Annotated in this window: 18 protein-coding genes; 10 read left to right on the top strand and 8 right to left on the bottom strand. The window is 34.6% G+C overall.

The window, feature by feature from the left end; translation table 11 throughout:
* Positions 1–98 precede the first annotated feature (98 nt).
* The 4 genes from pth2 to WKI77_RS04570 all read left to right on the top strand — a co-directional run bounded on the left by pth2 (position 99) and on the right by WKI77_RS04570 (position 5208).
* Positions 99–449: a peptidyl-tRNA hydrolase Pth2 gene (gene pth2, locus WKI77_RS04585; protein ID WP_337860648.1), complete on the top strand. Its 351-nt coding sequence runs from the start codon at positions 99–101 to the stop codon at positions 447–449.
* A gap of 106 nt (positions 450–555) precedes the next feature.
* Positions 556–1614 (top strand): DUF763 domain-containing protein, encoded by a 1059-nt coding sequence (locus WKI77_RS04580; protein WP_337860647.1) that lies wholly within the window; start codon positions 556–558, stop codon positions 1612–1614.
* A gap of 109 nt (positions 1615–1723) precedes the next feature.
* On the top strand, positions 1724–3679 hold the full coding sequence (locus tag WKI77_RS04575) for a hydantoinase/oxoprolinase family protein (RefSeq protein WP_337860646.1): 1956 nt from the start codon (positions 1724–1726) through the stop codon (positions 3677–3679).
* Entirely contained in the window at positions 3676–5208 is a 1533-nt protein-coding gene (locus tag WKI77_RS04570; protein WP_337860645.1) for a hydantoinase B/oxoprolinase family protein, read from the top strand. The genes WKI77_RS04575 and WKI77_RS04570 overlap by 4 nt, the downstream gene beginning before the upstream one ends.
* A gap of 61 nt (positions 5209–5269) precedes the next feature.
* Here WKI77_RS04570 and WKI77_RS04565 read toward each other — a convergent pair whose 3' ends face one another.
* The 3 genes from WKI77_RS04565 to WKI77_RS04555 all read right to left on the bottom strand — a co-directional run bounded on the left by WKI77_RS04565 (position 5270) and on the right by WKI77_RS04555 (position 7966).
* Positions 5270–5653 (bottom strand): transposase, encoded by a 384-nt coding sequence (locus WKI77_RS04565; RefSeq protein ID WP_337860644.1) that lies wholly within the window; start codon positions 5651–5653, stop codon positions 5270–5272.
* A gap of 121 nt (positions 5654–5774) precedes the next feature.
* Complete coding sequence (locus WKI77_RS04560) at positions 5775–6767, bottom strand: proline racemase family protein (protein ID WP_337860643.1); 993 nt, start codon at positions 6765–6767, stop codon at positions 5775–5777.
* Between the two features lie 53 nt (positions 6768–6820).
* Positions 6821–7966, bottom strand: coding sequence for an amidohydrolase (locus WKI77_RS04555; protein ID WP_337860642.1), 1146 nt, complete (start codon positions 7964–7966; stop codon positions 6821–6823).
* A gap of 104 nt (positions 7967–8070) precedes the next feature.
* Here WKI77_RS04555 and WKI77_RS04550 point away from each other — a divergent pair, with 104 nt between their 5' ends.
* The gene (locus WKI77_RS04550; RefSeq protein ID WP_337860641.1) at positions 8071–8268 is read left to right on the top strand and encodes a hypothetical protein; all 198 of its coding nucleotides are present in this window, start codon (positions 8071–8073) and stop codon (positions 8266–8268) included.
* Between the two features lie 4 nt (positions 8269–8272).
* Here WKI77_RS04550 and WKI77_RS04545 read toward each other — a convergent pair whose 3' ends face one another.
* The 3 genes from WKI77_RS04545 to WKI77_RS04535 form a co-directional block, all read right to left on the bottom strand.
* Positions 8273–9529 (bottom strand): MFS transporter, encoded by a 1257-nt coding sequence (locus WKI77_RS04545; RefSeq protein ID WP_337860640.1) that lies wholly within the window; start codon positions 9527–9529, stop codon positions 8273–8275.
* Positions 9530–9630: 101 nt separating this feature from the next.
* Complete coding sequence (locus WKI77_RS04540) at positions 9631–9996, bottom strand: hypothetical protein (protein WP_337860639.1); 366 nt, start codon at positions 9994–9996, stop codon at positions 9631–9633.
* A gap of 67 nt (positions 9997–10063) precedes the next feature.
* Positions 10064–10897, bottom strand: coding sequence for an SDR family oxidoreductase (locus tag WKI77_RS04535; RefSeq protein WP_337860638.1), 834 nt, complete (start codon positions 10895–10897; stop codon positions 10064–10066).
* Between the two features lie 657 nt (positions 10898–11554).
* Between WKI77_RS04535 and WKI77_RS04530 the strand changes: the two genes are divergently transcribed.
* The 5 genes from WKI77_RS04530 to WKI77_RS04510 all read left to right on the top strand — a co-directional run bounded on the left by WKI77_RS04530 (position 11555) and on the right by WKI77_RS04510 (position 22927).
* Positions 11555–12544 carry an ABC transporter permease gene (locus tag WKI77_RS04530; RefSeq protein ID WP_337860637.1) on the top strand — a complete coding sequence of 330 codons (990 nt, stop codon included), beginning with the start codon at positions 11555–11557 and terminating at the stop codon, positions 12542–12544.
* Positions 12541–14706, top strand: a complete 2166-nt coding sequence (locus WKI77_RS04525; protein ID WP_337860636.1) for an ABC transporter permease — start codon at positions 12541–12543, stop codon at positions 14704–14706. Before WKI77_RS04530 ends, WKI77_RS04525 begins: the two co-directional genes overlap by 4 nt.
* The gene (locus tag WKI77_RS04520) at positions 14706–16823 is read left to right on the top strand and encodes an ABC transporter ATP-binding protein (protein ID WP_337860635.1); all 2118 of its coding nucleotides are present in this window, start codon (positions 14706–14708) and stop codon (positions 16821–16823) included. Before WKI77_RS04525 ends, WKI77_RS04520 begins: the two co-directional genes overlap by 1 nt.
* Entirely contained in the window at positions 16807–17148 is a 342-nt protein-coding gene (locus WKI77_RS04515; RefSeq protein ID WP_337860634.1) for a hypothetical protein, read from the top strand. Before WKI77_RS04520 ends, WKI77_RS04515 begins: the two co-directional genes overlap by 17 nt.
* Before the next feature lie 1396 nt (positions 17149–18544).
* Entirely contained in the window at positions 18545–22927 is a 4383-nt protein-coding gene (locus WKI77_RS04510; protein WP_337860633.1) for an ABC transporter substrate-binding protein, read from the top strand.
* 384 nt (positions 22928–23311) lie between these two features.
* Here the strand turns inward: WKI77_RS04510 and WKI77_RS04505 are convergent, their stop codons facing one another.
* Both WKI77_RS04505 and WKI77_RS04500 read right to left on the bottom strand, forming a co-directional pair.
* Positions 23312–23644 carry a hypothetical protein gene (locus tag WKI77_RS04505; protein ID WP_337860632.1) on the bottom strand — a complete coding sequence of 111 codons (333 nt, stop codon included), beginning with the start codon at positions 23642–23644 and terminating at the stop codon, positions 23312–23314.
* A gap of 137 nt (positions 23645–23781) precedes the next feature.
* A partial coding sequence (locus WKI77_RS04500; protein WP_337860631.1) for a hypothetical protein occupies positions 23782–24083 on the bottom strand: 302 nt, incomplete at its 5' end.

Below are 24083 nucleotides of genomic sequence, written 5' to 3'. Positions count from 1 at the left end.
GGAGACCTTATTCCAGTAGCAGTAATATTAATAATAACGCCGCCAATACACAGGGGAGTAAATATACTAGCATATAAATTTAAAATGAAGGATGTTCCATGGTAAAAATGGTAATTGCTGTTAGAAAAGACCTTGCAATGGGTAAAGGCAAAATTGCAGCACAGGTTGCACATGCAGCAGTTGCATGTACTTTAATATCAATGAAAAAAAACAAGAAAATTTTTAATGAATGGTATGAAACCGGGCAAAAAAAGGTTGTTGTTAAGGTTGATAATTTAGAGGAAATCTATAAAATTAAGGAAGAGTGCAAAATTTTAGGGGTAATAAGTGAAACAATTACTGATGCAGGCTTTACGCAGATAATGCCAGGGTCTGTTACCTGTATAGGGCTTGGCCCGGATGAGGATGATATTCTGGATCAAATAACCGGAGATTATGGATTATTATAATATCACTGGCTAAAAAAGACATGTCAATCTCAGGCTTGCTGCAAGAATTATAATTGCATCATGCATTAAAAGAAAAAAATATAAGCACTGTTGCTTATGCCATATTATGGAAAATCACGGTTCCGCTATAATGCCATTGCATTACGGCCATCCACCAGAGTATCTTTATAAGAGAATGGTGAAGCTTGGCGGAATCATTTCCGATATTATAATACAGAACTATAATGAGAATTTTCTGCTTGATAAAATTGCAGATCCTTTCTGGTTTCATTCATTTTCCCTTGCAATAGGATTTGACTGGAATTCAAGTGGAACAACAACAGCAACACTGAGCGCATTAAAAGATCATATAAACAGAGGCGATGATCTGAGAATTGTTGGTGGAAAAGGAAAACATATGGGCAACATAAGCCAGGAAATAGAAAAAATAAAGTTAGAAGGCAATATTCCAGAAAAATATTTATACCGAATAAAAAAAGATGCAAAATCCATAGCAAAAGTGGATGAAAAATTATTGCAGGATGGCTTTGACCTTTATATGCAATTTATAATAATGGATTACAATGGGAATTATGCAATAGTGGAGCAGGGAATGAATCAAGATTCAAGGCTTGCAAGGCGTTACCACTGGAAAAACAATAAAATTCCATTATACGATGATGGCAGAAACGGAATATCAGGATTTGAAAAAAATATAATGCTGGATCTTTCGACCAAAAAAAGCATGGAAAATAGAAAAGGAATAATAGATATAATTAAGGACAATCCATTGAAGTACAGCAAGCAGCGTTCTCTTGATAATTTCATGGAATCTGCCCCTGTTCTTGATTTAAATTATAAAATAAACTGGCAGAAAATGAAGGATTTGTTTGAATACAATCCAGATTCATTTCAAGATTTAATGGAAATACCAGGATTATCAAAATCAACAATAAGGGCTTTATCATATTTATCGGAACTTGTCTATGGAAATTCACCATCATTTTCAGACCCTGTAAAATACTCATTTTGTCTTGGCGGCAAGGATGGTGTGCCGAAACCTGTTAATGTATACGATTATGATAAAGCCATAGAATTTTATAATGAAATATTAAAAGGTAACCAGTATTATAATGAAATTTCTAAGCGCCTTGCTTCCATGAGCTACAGGCTTTCAGGGAATTAAAGCGTTTAACAGCCAGTTTATACCAAAATCTGGGATATCAGCACATCATGAAGCAAAAATTTTAAGTTTCTGTGAAAATATTAATAACGTAAAAGCCAATCACAAAGCCATGGTTACAGTATCAATAGATATAGGTGGAACCTTCACTGATATAATCATAATAGATGATGAAATACACTATTATAAGGTTCCAACAACGCCGGCAAATCCAGAGCAGGCAGTAATGGATGGATTAAGCAAATATCTTAATAAAAATATCGATGAGTTTGTCCATGCAACAACAATTGCAACAAATTCATTGCTGGGCCAGTATGGGCTTGAACTACCAAAAACAGCACTTTTAACTACTAAAGGATTCAAGGATGTAATAGAAATAGGCAGGCAGAACAGGCCAGAACTTTACAATCTTGATTTTCACAGGCCAAAAACTCTGATACCTTCTAAACTCCGTTATGAAGTTGATGAGAGAACAGATGTAAATGGCCATATAATAAAGAAAGCAGAAACATCATCACTGGAGGAAATTATAAATTCAATGCTAAAAAATAAGGTAAAATCTATTGCTGTATGCTTTTTGCATTCGTATATGAGGCCTGAGAACGAGATTAACATTAAAAACTATTTATCAAAATATTTTGATAATATTTCAATTTCATACGATGTTTCTCCTGAGCCCAGGGAATATGAAAGGACATCAACAACGGTTGTAAATTCCGTTCTTATGCCTGTTGTTTCCAGTTACCTGACAAGATTGAAATCAGTGTTGGCTCAGTTTGGTTCTCCGGAAATAAATATGATGTCAAATGCAGGTGGCCTTGTTTCAGTAGATGAAGTTATAAAAAAGCCGGTAAACATTATAGAATCAGGACCTGCAGCAGGGGTAATAGCTGCAAGTGAGTTTTCAAACATACTGGGAATTGATAAAGTTATTAGCTTTGATATGGGCGGTACCACATCAAAGGCAGGTACAGTCATAAACAATAATGTGGAAATTACTGCAGAATATGAAGTTGGTGGATCATCACATCATGGGAGGATAGTAAAAGGATCCGGATACCCTGTAAGATTCCCTTTCATTGACCTTTCTGAAGTATCTTCAGGCGGGGGTACTGTTATATGGAAGGATAAAACCGGTGCACTGAACATAGGGCCTATGAGTGCAGGTTCAGAACCTGGGCCAGTTGCATACAATCGTGGCGGCAAAGAGCCCACTCTTACAGATTCAAACCTTGTCATGGGAATTATAAACGATAAAATGTCAGGATCAGATAAAATTCTCAGAAAAGACCTTTCATTGAAAGCACTGGAAAAACTTGGTGATCCATATAAAGTAGCAGAATCTGCAATAAAACTGGCAAATCTTGAAATGGCAAGGGCAATAAGGCTTGTAACAGTAGAAAGGGGGCTTGACCCGGCAGAATATACATTATTTGGTTTTGGCGGTGCAGGGCCACAGGTTACCATGCCTGTAGCCGATGAACTGGGAATAAAAAATGTTATAATACCCCCAGAGCCAGGAGTATTCAGTGCTCTTGGAATGCTTCTTGCCGATATTAAATACGAAGCAAGAATGTCATATCCGGAGGATCTTGAAGCAGGCTTTAATGAACTGGAGCAGCGCCTTCAATACCAGGTAAAGGATCCAGAATTTATAAGGTATGCAGATTGCAGATACGTTGGCCAGGGATCGGAATTAACAATACCTGTAACAACTCCTGATAAAGATGAAATAATAAAGGATTTTACAAAAACGCATGACAAAACCTTTGGATTTACACTGGAAAGGCCGGTGGAAATACTTACAATAAGAGTTTTTGCAGTTAAGAAAAGAATAAAGCCTGATATAAATAATATCGAAAATAAGAATGTACAGCCATATAAAAGAAAGATTTATATAAACGGCAAATGGGAAGATGTTGATGTTTACAGCAGAAATTCTCTGCCATTAGGCAAGGAAATAAACGGGCCTGCTGTAATTGAGGAAGACGGTTCAAGCACATTTGTGCCACCGAAATGGAAAGTATTTCGCGGGAAAAACAATGAATTAAGGGCGGTGAGATTATGACTGATTGGGAAATTATAGGAAAGGCTACACAATTTATAGCAGAAGAAATGGGAGTTGCATTAAAAAGATCGGCTATATCGCCAAATATAAGGGAAAGAATGGACCATAGCTGTGCCGTTATCGATTCAGAAGGGAGAATAATAGCTCAGGCCGAGCATATTCCAGTGCATCTTGGATCTTTTAAAATTGGGTCTAAAAACATTATAAATTATATGAAAGAAAATAAAATAAAATTAAAAGAAAATGAAATGCTTATAACAAACGATCCGTATATATCAGGGACTCACCTCAACGATGTTACGATAATAGCTCCTGTTTATGATAAGGATAAATTATTCTGCTATGTAATTAACAAGGCACACAATGTGGATGTCGGCGGCCCTGTTTTCGGCAGCCTGAATCCAGATGCAAGAAATATTTTCCAGGAAGGCATGGTAATACCTCCTGTGATTATTACTCCTGATGTTATAAAAATAATACTATCAAATTTTAAAGACCCTGAAACTGCAAAGGGTGATTTAAATGCACAGATATCTGCAAACAAAATGGGAATAAACAGGGTAAATGAACTGAAGGCAAAATATGGCGCAGATGAAATATTATCTTCATGGGATGAACTTATAAGCCATTCCCGAGAGTTATCATTAATGGCACTGAAAGAGTGGAGATCTGGAGAATATAAGGCAACAGATTACCTGGAAAAGGGAGTTGAAAAGATAAATATAGATATGAATTTAAAAATAAGCGATGAAGGCGTTATTGCAGATTTTGAAGGAACCCATAAAGAAATAGAGTATCCATTAAATGCAGTGGAAGGTGTAACATTTTCTGCTGTGGCATATGCAATAAGAAGTGCAATGAGATATTCTATACCTACAAATGAGGGCTTTTACTCGATAATTACTATTAAGGCGCCATACGGTTCGCTGGTAAACCCTGAAAGAAATTACCCGGTTTCCGGTGGAAATGTGGAAACAACACAGAGAATGGCAGATGTAACATTGAGGGCACTGAGCGAATTTCTTGACTATATACCTGCAGCATCATCAGGCACAATGATGAATTTAATGCTTGGGGGAAAATACGGAAATAAATACTGGTCATATTATGAAACAATCGGTGGTGGCAACGGTGGAAGATACGATTCCAATGGTGAATCCGGAATACATAGCAATATGACAAATACATTAAATACTCCTGTTGAAATTGCAGAGAAGGAATACCCATTTTTCTTCACAAAATACAATCTCAGGAAAAACAGTTATGGAAAAGGAAAATACCATGGCGGCGAAGGAATTGTCCGTTCATTTAAAGTAAGGAGCAGAACATATATATCTGTTATTGCCGATAGATTTATAATACCTCCATGGGGTCTTCATGGTGGATTTCCAGGAAAAACTGGCAAGCTTTACATAATAAGCAACGGCAGGAAGAAATCAATGCCAAGCAAATTTTCAACGGTGCTTGAAGAAAACGATGAAGTTATAGTGGAAACTCCTGGCGGTGCAGCATATGGGGAGAAACAATAATTTTACTAATTTATAAATCTTGATAAAAAATATTGTTTTACAAAACTAGTGTCATGACATATTAATTATGTTGTATGTATTTTGAAAGTTTTGTATCTGCTTTTTCCTTTGTGAAAGACCATTTGATCTTTGCCTTTTTCTTGTTCATCCTCTTCTGCCATGCATTCACGCTTGTTTCCAGTTCGTTATAGGATTCGAATAGCCTCTTTGTGCATTCCATGTCCATGACATTGATCTCTATTTCAGCGATGTTCAGCCAGCTTCCGTGTTTCGGTGTATAATGGAATTCCGGCCTTGAGATCATCTTCTTTTCCTCATTTTCGCCGAATGTCTCTGTTATGGATTTCGGGAAATGCCCGTTCATGTTGTCCATTACAAGATCGAGCTTCCTTGCCTTCGGGTATGCGTCAGGCACATCTTTGAGAAAGAGGGCGAAATCTTTCACAGATATTGCCACATTTACAGGTTTAAAATAATTTGAACGGAGTGACTCACACCAAAGTCCTGGGGCTATCAAAATACAAATGCAATAAAATTGAAAGTCCTGTATATCATTACAAGTCAGATCATTCAACTAAAAATCCACCTTTCAATGGGTCATCTGGCTGTACAATTATTTTGCATAACTGTGTAATCCATGCTCTGCCAGTAATTTCTGGGACAATAACTGTATTTCCATTTATGTTTTCAGAGGATATAATTTTGCATGAAAACTTTGTTCTGATTATTGACTCATTAACATATTCCCCGTTTAAATCTAATTTTCCATCATGGACAAGCAAAGCAGCCCTGGCAGCTGTTCCTGTTCCACATGGTGATCTATCGAAGCTGTTGCCAGAAAATGTTACCACCGCTCTGTAATCATGTTTGCTATCCGTTATCATTGCAAGCGGATAAAGATTTTTACGGTTTTCAGGGTATAATATTTTCAGTGCTTCATAGGATTTTTCTCTTATAATTTTTCCATAATTTATTAATTTCTCTATATTATGCGGCTCAACATCGATACCAATATCATCGGATTTTACAATTGCATAGAAATTTCCGCCATATGAAATGTTTACTTTGATCTCTTTTCCATTTAGAAGTATATCTATTTGTTTTACAAAATAAGATTTAACATCTATTATTGATACAGATACTGGTTCTCCATTTTCTATCTTCACTCTGGCCTTAACGGTCCCTGCTACAGTGTCAAAAGTCAGTGTTTTCTCACTCCCTTCACATTTAATGTATCCAAGGCTAACAAGTGCAGTGCTTATCCCTATAGTTGCATGCCCGCACATATCAAGGTAAGAATCCGTTGTAAGGTAAAGGACAGTATAATCACTATCTGGATTAACAGGAGGAAGCAAAACTGCACCAAACTGGTCTTTATGCCCCCTTGGCTCCATAAGTAAAATTTTTCTTATGTAATCATAATGTTCAATAAAGTATTTCCTTACTGAAAGCGCATCTTTCAAATTCTTTGGCACATCATTCCAGAATATAATTCTTGTAGGCTCTCCTTCCGTATGTGTATCTATAACGTCAATTGTAAATTCAGATTTAAAACTCATAATATAGAAATTTACCAACTCATAAATAGTTTATTATAAAAAAATAGTATATTTTATTCCCTGTCCAGTATTTCCATTGCAACCTCCTTCAGGATCTTTGATCCAGTATAAAGCGCACTTTCATCCACGTCAAATGTTGGAGAATGGTTTGGCGAATCAAATCCCTTATCTTTATTCATGCCGCCCAGAAAATAATAAGCTCCTGGAATCTTCTGCAGATAATATGCAAAATCTTCGCCTCCCATATTTGGCTTTGGATGCATTATGTTGTCTTTACCCACAATCTTTTCCGCTGCATCTTCTATAATTCTGGAAACCTTTTCATTATTTATAAGCACAGGATATCCCTTTTTGTATTCGTATTCATATTCAATTCCATAAATAGATTTAAGGCCTTCCAGAATATTTTTAATTCTTTTTATTATCTTTTCCTGGACATCGGTGCTGAACGTTCTTACTGTACCGGTCAGTTCTGCATGTGCTGCTATTATATTATACCTGTAACCTGCATTTACTGTTCCTGTAGTTATTACTGCCGGTTCCTGTGGGTCTATTTCTCTTGATACTATTGTGTTAAGCATTTCTATTAAATGCGCTGTTATATACACTGCATCTATAGAATCCTGTGGTGCAGATCCATGGCCTCCCCTGCCATGAATTTTTATATCAAATTCATCTGCATTTGCCATCATTTCCTTATAATATATAGCTACTTTTCCTGCAGGAAATAAGCCCCAGATGTGCTGGCCTATTATGTAATCAACATTATCCAGAGCACCATTTTTTATCATGTCAACAGCACCTCCCGGGGGCAATTCTTCAGCAGGCTGGAAAATTAATCTTATATTCCCTTTAAGGTTTTCCTTTTCTGCAATCAACATTTTTGCTGCACCAAGAAGCATTGCCATATGTGTGTCATGGCCACAGGCATGCATAACCCCTTTGGTTTGAGATACATAATTTACTTTATTTTCCTCAGTAACTGGCAAAGCATCGATATCAGCCCTTATCGCAACCGTTTTATTTCCATTTCCCTTGATATCTGCTATAACACCAGTTTCTGTGGTCCTTTTAGGAGTAAGCCCCATATTTCTTAATTCCTCTTCTATTTTATCAGCAGTTTTGTATTCCTTAAAGCTCAGTTCCGGGGTTTCATGAAAATATTCCCTTGTTTTAATAATATAATCTTCCACATTCATTAATAAATATTGTATTAATCTATATTAATTATCTTCTGTAATCTCTGGCATTTTTATGTTTTATGCCCATAAAAGTTAATATATAAGATAAAAATATGAATTCTATGGAAAGGCTAGAAATTGCAGATTACATGATAGGCGCTGCAGCCGTCATACTTGTAATTTACACTGCAGTATCAAATATTTACCTTTCATTCAGGGATTTCACATATTATGCAGCATTGCCAACAGTAATAATGTTAGTAATCCTGTATTTTTTGCACAGGCATATTTACAAATTAAGAAATTCAAGGCAAAATTAAAAAATTAAGAAGATTGTTTTTCAAATTCAGGGTGTTCTTCAATGGTGCTTTTTGTCATCTTCTTTGTAAATAATACAAATACTACAGCAAGAATAGCAGGGATAATAACAGATATCAATGAAGTTTTTTTGAATCCCATTGGAAGTAAAGCCTCATAAAGTGGACCGCCAATTATTGTTCCAACGTTGAATATAAAAAAAAGAAATCCTGAAATTGTCCCAACTATTCTGTCTTCGACAGAATCCTGTCCCAGTGCTACCAGAAGATCTACATAAACTCCCCAACCCGATCCGAAAATGAATGTGGAAACAACAAGCCCTGCAAATGATGTGAACAGGAAAAACATCCCAGCCGACCCTATTGCTATGAGAACGGATGTTACAATAACCATGTATTTTCTTCCTATCCTATCTGCTGTAAATCCTATGGGGAAAGCCATTATGAATCCTCCTGCTCCGGCCATTGAAGCTATTATCGCTGCATTGCCATTGGATAAGAGCAGCCCTTTTATCAAGTAATCGGAGAAGTATCCTAAATATCCAGCAAATAGTGCTATTCCAAAGAAGAAAACAGATATTGATAATAGTATAATATTCCTGTTGAACACATTTTTTACATTCAATTTCGTTGTTGGTTTTTCTTTTTTATAAGTAACAGGTATTATCATTATTACAAGTGCAAGTATTATTATTGCAAGCGCACCAGATATTTCAAATGGAAGCCTGAACGCTGGAAGAAACGGTTCTATAAGATACGGTGATGCGAAAAGGCCGATTGAGAAGAATGTTGCCCATACAGATACTGCCTTTCCTCTGGTCTCATAAAATATGTCGCCCAGAAGTGCAACGCCTGCTGGCTGAAATATTCCAACTCCTATTCCAACGCCAAGCCTTGCTACGAAGAGTTCAGGAGTTGTGGTTACAAATCCAGTCATTATTGTAAATGCAGAGAATACAACAACGGAAAGAATAACGGTATTTTTTACCGAATACCTGTCAAACAGGAATCCCCCAACGAGGCTGAATATTGCTATGCCTATTGCATATCCCGTAAGTATTAACCCGATTGAAAGGTATGTTGGTCCAGTTAATGCGGGAACAATATAAGTTGATCCAAAAGAGTATATCTCACCATCAAAACCTTCAAGAAATGCCGGTAATCCAGCAACAATAGCTATCAAAATGAATCTCTTCAGGCTTTCACCTGCTGCCTGCCTTACTGTTTCTTTCTTCTGAAAACCCAGTTTAAATATACTGTCCATAGCCATGTTAATTATTATCAGTATTTAATATTATTCTGGACATTTCCAGAAATTATAATGATTTAATTATAAAATTCCATCGGCTTCAGATATTTTGTGCATTACAGTATCAATAAGAAGCCTCCAACAATATCCAGAACAGGACCAATTATAAATCCGCCACCCATTATAAGTATTATAAAGCCCAGTATTATAATAATTATGCCATTTACAAATTTGTCCTTTCTTCTAGTTCCATGTGCCAGTGAATATATAAGGTAAGCAAGTATAATCCAGATAACTGGTATAACTGCAAGCACTACTGAGCTGCCAATAATTGCAAATCCTGCCGGATTGAAAAAAAGGAGCTGGCCCGCACCTGCCAGCCCAGAAATGAACAGAACAAGCAAAACTATAATTCCTGATAGTATTGTAATAACAGATCCGAATGTTGTAATAAGATACCTTACTCTTGCGTTAGATGCCATTTGAGTTTATTGCAATGTTATTATTAAAATATATTCTTATAAGTTAAGAAAAAATTATTTTATATATTCATCTCTGGCGCATTATTTTCCATATTTCATCCGGCAGCTGTTCCATCATATTGAACATACTTGAACCATACAATGATTGCCCGCCATCTGCTGTTACAACTTCTCCATTAATATACGATGCCATATCAGAAATAAGGAATGCTGCTATATTAGCTATTTCTTCTTTTGTAGCCAGCCTTCTTTCAGGATTTCCTGATATTATCTCCTTTTCATATTCCTGGCCTGGCAATAGCCTTGACCAGGCCCCTTCAGTTTTGAATGCCCCTGGAGCTATGGCAACAGTTCTGATCCCCTTATGCCCCCATTCTGCAGCCAGTGATCTTGTAAGTGCAAGAACACCGGCCTTTGACACTGCAGAGGGAACAACATATCCTGATCCGGTCCATGCATATGTTGCAACTATGCTCAAAATAGTTCCTTTAATTGAACCAGAGACCCATCTTTTTCCCATCTCAAGAGAAGCATATGTGGTTCCTTTTAATACTATATCTATTATTGTATCAAATCCTTTAGGGGATAAATCCTCAGTTCTGCTTATAAAATTCCCAGCAGCATTATTTATCAAAACATTTATTTTGCCTGTTCTGGATTCTATAGCATCAACTGCATTTTTTATTTCTTCCGGATTTCTTATGTCGCATTTTTCCGTTTCAATTTTATATCCAAGGACTTTAAAATAATCTTTTGCTTCATTAAGGTGTTCATCCTTTCTGCTAATTATTGATACTGTGGCACCAAGCTTCAGAAAAGTTTCTGACATCTGCTTTCCAAGACCAGTGCCTCCACCTGTAACAAGAATATTCTTGCCCGATAATAATTTGCTGTCAAACATTATATATTATTGGTTTCACCAATATAAAATCACTTAAACAAACAAAATGCCTTAGATGCTTATAATATACTTTACAGATTATATACCCAATTAACTCGCAGCCCCAATTATCACGTAATTAAATGCAATATTTTTACCATCGTTGTTGAGTAATTTATATTCATTTAAAATATATTAACAAGTAAAAGACCTTACATTACTTCTACTAATTTAATTCACTGGAAAACTTTAAATTACGAATGTCTTGTTAAAGGCTTCAGATGTCTATGTGTGTCCTTCATACAGAAATAGAAAGTATAGATCGTCATATTTCATTAAGTGATAAATCCTTGAGGTAAAACTAAAAAGGCTTTAAGAAGAATTTAATGCCGTCATTGGGAAGATAAATGCCGTTTGCTTAACTATAAGTTCAACAGAAATACAATTTTAACCATTAACAGAAGTATTATAATATTTATCTGAATATTTAAAACATTGAGTTTTAAATATTTTGTAAAATGAGTTTTATCAATATTTATTGAATTAATTTTGATTAAATAAACAGTTTTATATAATATTAAATATCAACAAATTATATTTAAAATTTTAATTAAATATTAAGCAACTAATATTTCTAAAGGAAACATATAAATAATAATATTAAATTGTCATTTCGTTATGAATCCGTTTATAATAGTGAGAAAGGTTATACAATCTGTAGTTCTTGTACTATTTGTTGTTGTAATTCTATATGTTTTACTTCGTTTGATGCCGGGAAATCCCGCGGAACTTTACATACATAGTTTAAGGCATCCAACTCCTACGGCCATACATGCAATATACAAAGAATATGGAATAAATCCAAACAATAAGTTTAGTTTAACTGAGTTTATAATATATTTCAAAGATATGTTTACATTTCATTTTGGTGTGAGTTTGTCGAATTTGAATGACCCAGTAATATCATTAATTGATGCTGCACTCCCTTATACTTTAATTATATTCGGTGTTGCTGCAGTGGGTTCATTTATAATTGGGATACCACTTGGTATATTAACTGCCTTTATCAGAGGAAAGAAATCTGAGGCACCAATAATTACAGGTGCTACAATTTTGAATTCAATTCCATTTTTTGCCATGGCAATAGTTGTTTACCTGGTCCTTGTAGTTTATTTACCCTATTTCCCAACAACGGTTGCGCATTTCCGGCTTGCCCCACTTTTATCGCATCCAACCTTAGGTGAATTTGAAAAAATGGTGCATTACTTTGCAATGCCAATTTTGACAATTATGGTAATTGAAGTTATGGGTCATTTACTTACAATGAGAAGTATAATGGTATCAACGCTTGGCGAAGATTATATAAAAACGGCCGAGGCAAAAGGAGTGTCAAACTCCGGAATAATGCTCCATCATGCTGCTAGAAATGCAATGGTCCCTGAATCAACAAGAATGGCACTTGAATTTGCATTCCTTATGAGCGGTGCAGTGGTAACTGAAATTATTTTTGGGGTTCCAGGCATGGGCAGGCTACTTTATACAAATACACTGGATGAAAATTATACAGTTATAGAGGCGGGATTATTTATTCTTTCACTGGTTGTAATTATAACGTATTCTATAATTGATTTCATTCATGCATGGTTAGACCCGAGGGTGAAGGTATGAAATTTAATAAAAAAGTTATAAAGGATAATATAAAATTATCTTATAAAGCTTTTAAAAAGCAATGGGATGTATTTTATAGATCGAAATTTGGGAAGGTTGGTTTCTATATTATGGTAGCATTCGTTATTATTACATTAATATCACCACTTCTGGCACATGGTGACCCATTTCTGGCTGTTCCAGCAGAGGATTATTTCACTCCAGTGCAGGTAATGGATAGCCATCTTAATTTTACTCCAAATCTAAATGTAAACATCACAAGCACTCTAGGAGAAAACTCATATGACTATTATACATTTATGGCGGGAAGTATAAATGGAAGTAATTATGTATTTGCCATCTCAACTAATAATGGAAATGTAACTCAATTGTTTAAAACAAACGGAAGTGCAATCTCTCTTACTGCCTTTACTCCAGTGACTACTGGTTTAGTATTTGAAACATACCTAATGGCTGCAACAAATCATAGCATATACGTTGAACAATTAGAATGTACTCCAACTCATAATGGTGCAACAATATCACAATTACATCCCCAAAATTTAACTGTATCCGGAAATATTACAAAAGCAATTGTGAGTACAGGAACATTTTATTATAGCAGGCCAACAAATGTTGCAGATCAAGAAATTACACAGGTTTTGAGTGATAACCCATCCTTTATAAATACTGTTTCAACAAATAAAACTGGGACATACGTAAATGCATACTATACATACGGCCTAAAAGAGTTATGGACACATAAATTGTCATATAAACCTATAAATTTATATTTTGTTGGAAATCAATTTGGTTCTGACACCAACGCACGATTAATTGTTGAAGGCTTACATAACACAAGTTTAATGTATGCTATTAATGGAACAATTTATAAATCAATTTCTACAAAAATGGATAACTCAGATATGTACATACCCAGTGCATATCAGTACAGTTCATTTTCATCTGGATTTAACAGTTCATATGAAATTTCCGGGCATTCAGTATACAAGATAAATTTGTTGACGGGTAATGAAACTAACATATATACAGCAAGTAATACAATATTAGCCATATCCAGCACATCTGGATCTAAAGGAATACCCAGTAACTTTCTAATTACAACTTCATCAGATAATTTGTATTCAATGTCATACAATACATCAAAGAATATGTTAGAAATTACAAATAATATAAAAACCCCTTTTAGTGTTGCAAGTATAGATGCGTATAGTACCGCTGGTGAATATTTATTATCAAACCCCATTCATGGTTCAATGACATTCCTTTTAAGCTCTTCATACCCTACGGTAAATGCAACCACATGGGTCACCAATACAAATAAAGTCATAACGTCTCCATACATTTTAGAAAACGAATATAACCTGAAAGGAAATGGATATGCAAATGCGGTATTTATATCAGGTTCAAATTTACATATGTATTCATTGGAAGGCGTACCTACTGTGATTGGTCCAACTTTGCACACAAAATCCGGCGTGGCTTTACCATTAGGTTTAAACAGTGCATATAATAACGTATTTAGTATATATATAGAGAGCTTTTTACCAGATATGGAAGTTGGATTTATAGCTGGTATTTTAACTATATTCATTGCTGTTTTTGTTGCTATGTATATAGGTTATTACAAAGGTATGGTAAGTGCATTTGTGGAAACTCTTTCACTTTCAATATTTTTAATACCAACACTTCCGTTATATATCGTTCTTGCCACAATACTTGGTCCCACTCTTAATAATCTTATTTTAATATTTGCATTGCTTGGTTGGCCGTTTGTAACATTCTCTCTTATAGGGATAATAAGGAGCGTAAAAAGCAGAACATTTGTAGATTCGGCTATAGTATCAAATATGAGTACATTACAAATAATGAGGAGACACGTACTTCCCAATATGGCATCATTGTTATCTTATTTAGCCGCCGTAAATATAGGTGGTGCAGTTGGGGCTATTTCAACATACGAAATTCTTGGTTTAGTGCCATTAACAATTCCCACATGGGGTGGAATGTTATCGGGTTTCCTCACAAATTACTTTATCCTAGGTTCAGAACCATGGGTAGTATTGCCAGCATTGATAACAATTACATTATTTATCCTGGCATTTATATTCATAGCTAGAGGAATAGACGAGGTTGCAAATCCCAATTTAGGTGGTAGATAATGATTGAATCAAATGAAACCTTGGATAAAAATTCTGGGAAAGACTTACTTACTATAGACAATTTATCGGTAAGTTTTGATACTTATGCCGGCACAGTAAAAGCAGTTCGAAATGTCAATTTAAAACTTCAGGAGGGTAGATCTCTAGGTATACTTGGCGAATCAGGGTCCGGTAAGAGTACAATAGCTTACGCAATAATGTCGCTGTTACCACACAATGCGGTCATAAATGGTTCAATCTCATTGTATGATAATAACTATTTAAATGGCAAAACAAAAAAATCAAGGAAAAGCAGCAAAATTCTTAGTCAAAAATTGAGGAATATAAGATGGAAAGATATATCAATGATATTTCAGGGTGCAATGAATTCATTTAATCCCGTTTATACGATAGGGAAGCAAATAGCAGAGGTTTTTAAGATTCATACAAATCTAAATAAAAATGAAATTAACAAAAAAGTCATTGAACTACTCAAAATCACCGGCTTATCTCCTGAAATAAGAAATTCATACCCGCATGAATTATCCGGTGGAATGAAGCAGAGAGCTATAATTTCTATGGCACTAGCGTTAAATCCCAAAATTATAATCGCAGACGAGCCAACTACAGGACTGGATGTAATCACCCAGGCCGAAATTATAAGTGCTTTAAAAAAACTAAAAAGTGATGGGATAATAAAATCAATAATAATTATATCGCACGATATAGGGGTGGTATCACAACTTGCAGATGATATAGCAGTTCTATACGCAGGTTCTATAATGGAATATGGCAGCGCAAAGGATATTTATAAAAACTCACATAATCCATATACTATAGAGTTATTAAAAAGTTATCCGAATCTTAAAAATGCAAAACATCACGTTGAAGGAATACCTGGAAGACTGCCTTCACCAATAAATTTGCCAGAAGGGTGCAAGTTTGCGGAACGTTGCTATATGAAGGAAAGTATATGCACTACAAAAGAACCAGAAAAAATTTACATTAATGATAGGCATTATAGTGCATGTTTTTATGCTCAAAATATTAAAGAAAATAAAAGGGCAATTAAAGAAACAAATAATTATGCGAGCAGTACAGAGAATATTATAGAAGCAAATAACACAACAATGCATTTTGATCTTAGGGGATCATTTATTGGGAATATATACAATTCTGAAAAAAAAGTTGTTCACGCAGTAACGAATTTAACATTTAATATAAAAAAGGGTGAAATAGTTGGACTTGTTGGTGAATCCGGTTCTGGCAAAAGTACTCTGGCTAAAATTTTAATAGGAATTTTAAAGCCGACATCTGGGGAAGTAAAATTTTATTTTGATAATGAGGATTATGTTGATATAAGTAAAATCAAACGAAAAAATAAAGATTATAAAAAATTCAGGGGAAAGACACAGATGATTTTTCAGGACCCGTTTGATTCCCTGAATCCAAAAATGAGAGTTATAAATATAGTTTCAGAACCAATAATTGGAAATAAAACCACCGACGACATAATGGAAACACAAAATATGGCCAAATCAGCAATGGAAAATTCGGAATTATCTCCTGCTGAATCATACCAATATAGATTTCCATACGAATTATCAGGGGGTGAAAGGCAAAGAGTTGGTATTGCCAGGGCCATATCTATAGACCCAAGTTTTATTATAGCAGATGAACCAACATCAATGCTTGATGTATCTTTAAGGGCATCTTTCATGAATAAGTTAAAGGATTTAAGGGAGAAGGAAAATCTAACTATAATGTATATATCCCATGATATTGCATCTGTTTATTATATGGCTGACCGTATAATTGTAATGTATCTCGGTAATATAATGGAAATTGGGAAGGCATCCGATATTATAAAAAATCCATGGCATCCTTATACACGTGCACTTATAAAGGCTGTCCCATCACCTGACCCAAGCTGGGATCCCGGGAATATAGGTATAATTGGCGAAATAGGAAATTCAATAGATGTGCCAAAGGGATGCAGATTTTACTATAGATGTATCTATAGGGAGGATAAATGTAAAGATGAAGAACCACCTGTAAAAGGCGACGAATATCACAGTTACAAATGCCATTTTACACAAGATGAACTTGCAAGGAAAGAAAATGAAGGAAATAAATAAAACCAGGCTTAAAATTTTTTTAATTCCATTAATAATATTATTTGCAATCATTGCATCTACACTTCCTTTATATTACATAAAAGTTTTTGACTTCTTTGCTGTTATGCCTCTTATTATTTTTTTATCGGCGTTCGTAATTTTTCTTATAGGGGCTTTATTTGATTTTGGTGCATCAGAGTATCTTAATGATTTAATTGAGGGAAAAGGGAAAATAAGGGAGGAAAATGTAAGAAACATAAATAAACAACAACTTATTTTAACCTTATTATTTATTCTTGATGGATTAATATATATGCTTGTGGGTTATACAATCTACATAATTTAATTATAGCATACATGTTTCCAATATATAAAAAAAAGAATGTTATAGCGTTTGAATCCCTGCTATATATTCTTGATAATCGTATTTTTTAATTAGTCTTTAAAGGAATTTCTATAATATCATTATACATAAAATACATAATTTATTGCTATAAAACTTAGATAATCCTGGCCTCAATGCTTCATTCATGTTAGTAGTATTTGTTACATTCTACTTAGATATTCAGGAATAAACATTTGCACTACCATTGAATTTGAACCTTTACTGAACAGTACCGGATTTCATTTACCGGTTTTTCTAAACATGATTTGATTTCTTGCTTAGCATTGTTCATTAATTTATATTGCAAACAAGGTGAATTAAGGCCTGATTTAAATAGAAGAAAATGGTACGATAATAAGAAGCTTTTCCTAAAATTAGTAAAAAGGAGAGATGTTGAATAGATAGGAATATTAATCCATGAACATAAAGTTCAAGTTTCATATAACTAAAAAGCTAATAAATAATCATCAGGGGAAATTTTTGCATTATAGTGGGCCTTACCAGTGATGATGCTCATATCATCTTTTATTAGCAGCATTACAACAAAATATTTTATACAATCACACGGGCATATAATATTATTGATATAGAAAACTTGAATACATGTGAAATGGTAAAAAACCATAAATTATGAATATTAATGAGTGACACTAAATGGTTTTCCTTTACTAGAATATCGAAAGACAAAGCATTGCATGGAGGAAAAATATAATAGAATTAAAATGTTCTATTCTTGCCCAGGGATGTGGTAGTATCAAACAGGAATTAAAACCGTATGGCACATACCATTGCAGTAATAGATCTAGAAATTAGCAGAGATTTGAATGCTGCAATAAAGATAAATAGATTAGTTCTAATGATGAGCGGAATAACCATAAACAGTTGAAAATTAGGCATGTAGGAAGAATACAAATACCTATTATTCATAAACAGGTAATAGATATGGCAAGTACCCTGGCCGAAGCAAGATATTCAAATTATTTAGAAGTGGAATGATATCACACCTGTTGCTAACACAGATTAACAGTAATTCCTCATTCTTGCTTTGCATTATCTATCTATGTTCTGCTAGTTACGGCATATTTTTAATTTGTTAATTTCTTCAAACTGTGGAATATATACTTCTTTCCGTGTATTGCACTTTAGATAATCATGAAGATAATAGCATATCCAGACACTATTGTATGGGAATGCAGTTAATTAAGGGTTAAGCTAAAATTAGATTGCTGAATGTAACGTTTCACTCATGTTTCAAGTTATATAATCATATACAAATGTCTGTTCTATTAATATAAAAATATAGTGATAATCATAAAATTGTAAAAAAAGTTTATATAGAATAATAGGTTATCTATTTATGAATTTGGATAAGTCGAGAAATTATAAACGATTTGTTATTGTGTTCGCAATCGTGGTTGCTCTTATGTTTATGATGGAGCCACTAAGTGGTAATTTAAACGGTAATGTTTATGCAAATAGTACAACTTCTACCGCTACACCTCAAATTTCATCTAGTGCAAGTGCAGCTCCAATTACCAGTACCAGTGGAACATACATTCTAGGTCAAATAGGAAATCCCGATTATGTGAATGCCTATGAAGAATCAACAGTGTGTGACTTTTATCTGTCTAATTTAATATACAATTCTGCTACGACTGAATTAACAAACGGTACGTATTATTATTGTTTAGCCAATAACATTACTGAAAGCAAGGCACCAGCAGGTATGACAACATTTGACCCAGTTACAGGGGCAACAATGCCAGTAACAGATATATACACACTACATATAAGGCCGGGTGTTGAATGGGATGATTATAATTCCTCCAACGCAGCCGATACATATGTATATAGTAATTATACATCATTTACAAATGCTTCTGGAGTAGCTTATACACATCCATATAAAAATGTATATAATGCAACATCTGGAAAAAATCAGTCATTTAGTCCGATAACCATGAAAACAGAATATGTACAAGCTGCTGATTTTATACTCTCATGGAAGATATTACAATCATCTACTGAATACAGTGGTTCATATTTAGGTGTTGTAAATGTATTGCCTTTGAATAATTTAACAGTGGAATATTATTTAACTGCTCCTTCATCAACATTCATACCTTATACAGCTGAAACTCCTGTATTGCCATATCATATATGGGTTTCCCATGATTATGCCTCGTCTGGAAGTGGCATATGGAATGAAACGTCCAGCACTACGTTGTCAGCCTCCAATGCGTACAATGAATGGGATCTTGGCCATTCTGGTCCATTCGGAGCAGGAAATGGTGAATATCCAGGACTTGTTGGAACAGGGCCATTTATGATGAATGGAGGATATGGTATGCCAGTTGGAAAGTTATTCACAAGTGATTACTGGCAGGTATATGCAAATCCAAACTATTTCCTTAAAGATGTAAAAGGAAATGATGGATTTGAAGGCAAAATTTGTAATGATGTCAGTAGATTCTCCCCGCAAATATACTCACTTAAAGTGGAGATATTTTCAGGGCCTTCACCAGCAATAAGCGCTCTAAAAGACGGTTCTATTGATGCTATCGAAAGTGATCTATCCTCATCGTTTGTAAGTACAGCATCTTCAATACCTGGAGTTGTAATATGTGACAAACCCTCAACAGGATACGCATATTTCAAATTCAATTCATTTGCTGCTGATGCCCCGTTTAATATAACTGCATTTAGGCAGGCATTAAGAGAAGCTTCACCGCTTGGAGACGTACAAACAGCCATATGTGATGGAGATATCACAGCAGGATATTCAACGATACCGGAAATAAATTCAGCGTGGTATGATTCTGATGTACCTACATATACATTTAGCCTTACAACAGCTAATGCAACAATAGCAGGAATACCTGGAATGACCTATAAAGCAGGCGAATGGTATTATCATGGCACAGAAGTTACGGCGACTATCCAGAGCCCTTCTGAAAGTTTAATACCACAGATATTCACAGGATACGAAACAATTGCATCAGATTGGAATTCAATAGGAATAAAAACTACCTTATCTTCAGAAAGTTTCTCAACTGAAATTACACATTTAGATGCATATGGCCAAACAGCAGCTTCGCCTTCAGCTTCCTACAATGTTATAACTTTGGGTGTATCTGGTTTGTTAGGTGATGTAGTTGGAGACCTAGTAACAGACTTCAATTATACAGAATCAGTAGGAACAGGTGATTATCAGGGTCCATTCAGCAGTTTAACAATAACTAATGCAACACGTCTGTGTGATACCTTATTTAATGTTAAAACAGGAACATACACAGGAACACAGATAGATTCATTGATGACAAACTTAACAACATTTGCTTCTACAAATTTAACATTAAAAGATGATGTGTTAGCTGTTGATTTTATGCAATATATAGAGGATGAAGAGTCTACTATGATGCCGATAGGTTATGGCCCACTTGACCATATAGCAGTTAATACCAATACATTTACAGGCGTTACCCTCGTAAGCGGTGATATAAATAGCTTCTGGTATTACAATGAAATGTCTGTGCATCTTAGGTCAGCACCAGTAAAAGTTACAGTGCCAACACAACATGCAGTAGTAAAATCAGTAATAAGCGAAACAAACTTAACTGATGGTTTATATGGCAATGTTACGTTTACAGTTACAGATAATAAAACTGGAAAGGCATTGGCAAACGCAACCGTTACTGTAGGTGAAAACCCGTCATTACTGCCTTTAAACGCATCGCTCGAAGTAAATGATACCGGATTAACAGGGAAGACAAACAGCACAGGTGTGTTTGTATATTACTTTGAAGTGTCAAACCAGAATATAGTATTCAATGTACCCGGTTATAATGGAAACGTCACTATATCTGCCATAGCTACGCCCCATAATACTTCAATCGCAGCTGGAACGGGAACTACATATTTATCAGATTATCCATACCCGGTAGCATTTTCATTTAGTTCTTTGTCACCTCTAAGTAGCTCCTACCAGTATTTCAACATGACAGTGTACAATCCATTGAACGGTACACCAATATCTGGTTATCTATATACAATACAGGTTGCGCAAGCAGTTGCAGTTCTTAAAAATACTACACCCGATCAAAAGATAACTGTAATAAGTACTTACTCTCCTCCAAGTGTTTGTAATTATACTGCATTGTCTGTACCGGTAAACGCTACATATAATGACCCTAATGTACAATCAATATCAGGATATACAAATTCAACTGGGGGTTTATCTATAATGATAATGGCCAACAGTACATTTAACTATACTTTGAACGGGAATTCTGCAGAATACAATTTATATATCGGTGATTTCGCACTGGCTGCACCAGTAGGCGGAGAGCCTCCTTATGTAGCAATAGGTGAAGTGACATCATCCACAAATCCAAATGGATATGGAACTGGAGAACCTTTTGAAATACCTGTAGTACTTGAGCAACACATAAATAGCTATAAAATAACAGTAACTTCAAATCACCCGATGGTGTCATACAATGGAGTAAATGAATTGACATTTACTGTAATGAATGGAACCACTCCTGTTAAAGGATATACACTTAATGTCACATCACAGAATGCAGAGGGAGCCAACAGGGGATATTTCCTGGATTCTACAAGTACAGCACCTAATCCAAACTATGCTTTATTAACAACATTCGGTCCAGAAACAGGTTCTCAATACTTACCATCCATAACTTTACACACAGATGCTGCGGGAAAAGCATACGCAAACTTCACATCCGGATTTTATACAATAACTAATGGAGTATTATCTGGAATGCAATATTATAACCACGCAGTATTACCATATGACCAGTATATAATAAACGTAAATGGAGATGGAGCTATGGCAGTTGGTCAATCTACAGTTGAATCTCCACAGGCAGTAACACAGTTATACTCTGTTTCTTTCTCAGAAACAGGATTACCCTCAGGCTATTACTGGATGGTTAATTTAACAAATTACGATATGACAACAGGGCCTATAAATACAACAACATATACATATGAACTTACAAATGGAACATATGACTATGCAATATCAAGCACAAATGGAAAAACTGTATTCAGCCCGGTTACATACACAGGAAACTTTACAGTAGATGGGAAAAATATAACGATGTCACCTGTACACCTTGTGTACTATAACGCAACATTCACTGAAACAGGATTACCCTCAGGCTATTACTGGATGGTTAATTTAACAAATTACGATATGACAACAGGGCCTATAAATACAACAACATATACATATGAACTTACAAATGGAACATATGACTATGCAATATCAAGCACAAATGGAAAAACTGTATTCAGCCCGGTTACATACACAGGAAACTTTACAGTAAACGGAGCCAATGTATTCAAGTCCGTCCATCTTGCCTATTATAAAGCAACATTCACTGAAAAGGGTTTAGCAAGTGGAGTATCATGGAATTTAAATCTAACCACTCTAGACATGAATCTGACTGTAACAGGAACTTCTACCTCTATTGAACTTACAAACGGAACATATAATTACACACTGTATGCCAAGGGATATACCCACTCAAAGAATTCATCATTTACAGTGAATGGCAAGAATATAACTGAGTCTGTAACATTCACAAAAATAGTAAAAATAGTAAATGATACCATTTACTACATAATAGGTGGAGTCGTAGCAGCTATAGTTGTTATAGGTGGACTTGCGTACTACTTTGGCGTATACAAAAAGAAGAAAATAACTAAATAATTTCTTAATTAAATTTTTTTATTATACAACATTAAAGTATTTTTAAGCATTTTTTTATTTTATTATACTATTATGTATTCCTATGCATTCTTCTACGATAAACTTTCATTTAATTAATGTGACTCCATCTGTATATTCATCTGATCTTCTTATGAAAAATATTCTCGTCTAAACTCGTAAAAGTTAAAGTTCAGATAAATATCTATAATGATTCTTATCTGTTTTCTTAACTCACAGGTATAAAAGAAATATCTATTAACTATCCCGCATAGTTTAGCCAATCAAATTTATTAGTTTTATATTCTCATTATAGTGATAGTTCCCTTAGAATATTTTGGTGTTTATACTTTAAAATAGTAGTATACTCCTATGAAAAACTATTATTCAACCTTTGTTAATACCTCCCCTGTATATTAAATTTTTTGTGGAACCATTGCTCTCTGCTACCCTTTTAAGGTTGTTTAGCTTTCTTTCCTTCAATCCTTCCTGCCTTTCAAAGTAATTATTGTCAAAAGCATTTTCCATGCTTTTTAATTTTAAAGACTCAAATTCAACATCAATGAATTCTTTATTGTTTTTAAGCATTGTATATATTGTTTCAGACAGTAATCTTGCTATTGCTATTATTGTTCTGTTCTTTCCCAGCCTTCTTATCAAACTCAGGTATTTTGCCTTAAACTTCTTTGACAGTTTAATCAATGTATGGACAGCTTCCACTATGAAGAATCTCAATAATGAAGGGCCTTTCTTTGTAATATGGCCTTTTGTTATTTTATCACCGGAAGAATACTCTCTTGGTACAAGGCCTGCATATGATGCGAACCTTTCCTTGTTTGAAAAGCGTTCTATAGTTACTATTTCAGAATATATTGCACTGTGTAATAGTTTATTCCTGGAACTGTCATTAACAGTTTAATATTGTCATTGTCAACAGCAATCTCTGATATTTTCTTTTCTGCATTTAATTCCTGTTCCTTAATGAATAATATATCATTTAACAGTGAGTTAGTTACAAACTGGTCTGATATGTCAAGCAGAGCCATTGAATTATTTATCTGCTTTAACCCTCTTTTTCCAAATAAGTCTGTTGCTTTAACTGTTATTCCATTTGATGTTAATATTGCATGAACCTTATTTTTCTTTAAGGTTATTTCTT

This window comes from Ferroplasma sp. (genome assembly GCF_037442045.1).
Classification (GTDB): domain Archaea; phylum Thermoplasmatota; class Thermoplasmata; order Thermoplasmatales; family Thermoplasmataceae; genus Ferroplasma.
Note: the sequence above shows the minus strand (reverse complement) of the source record. Positions and strands in the feature narration are given on the sequence as shown.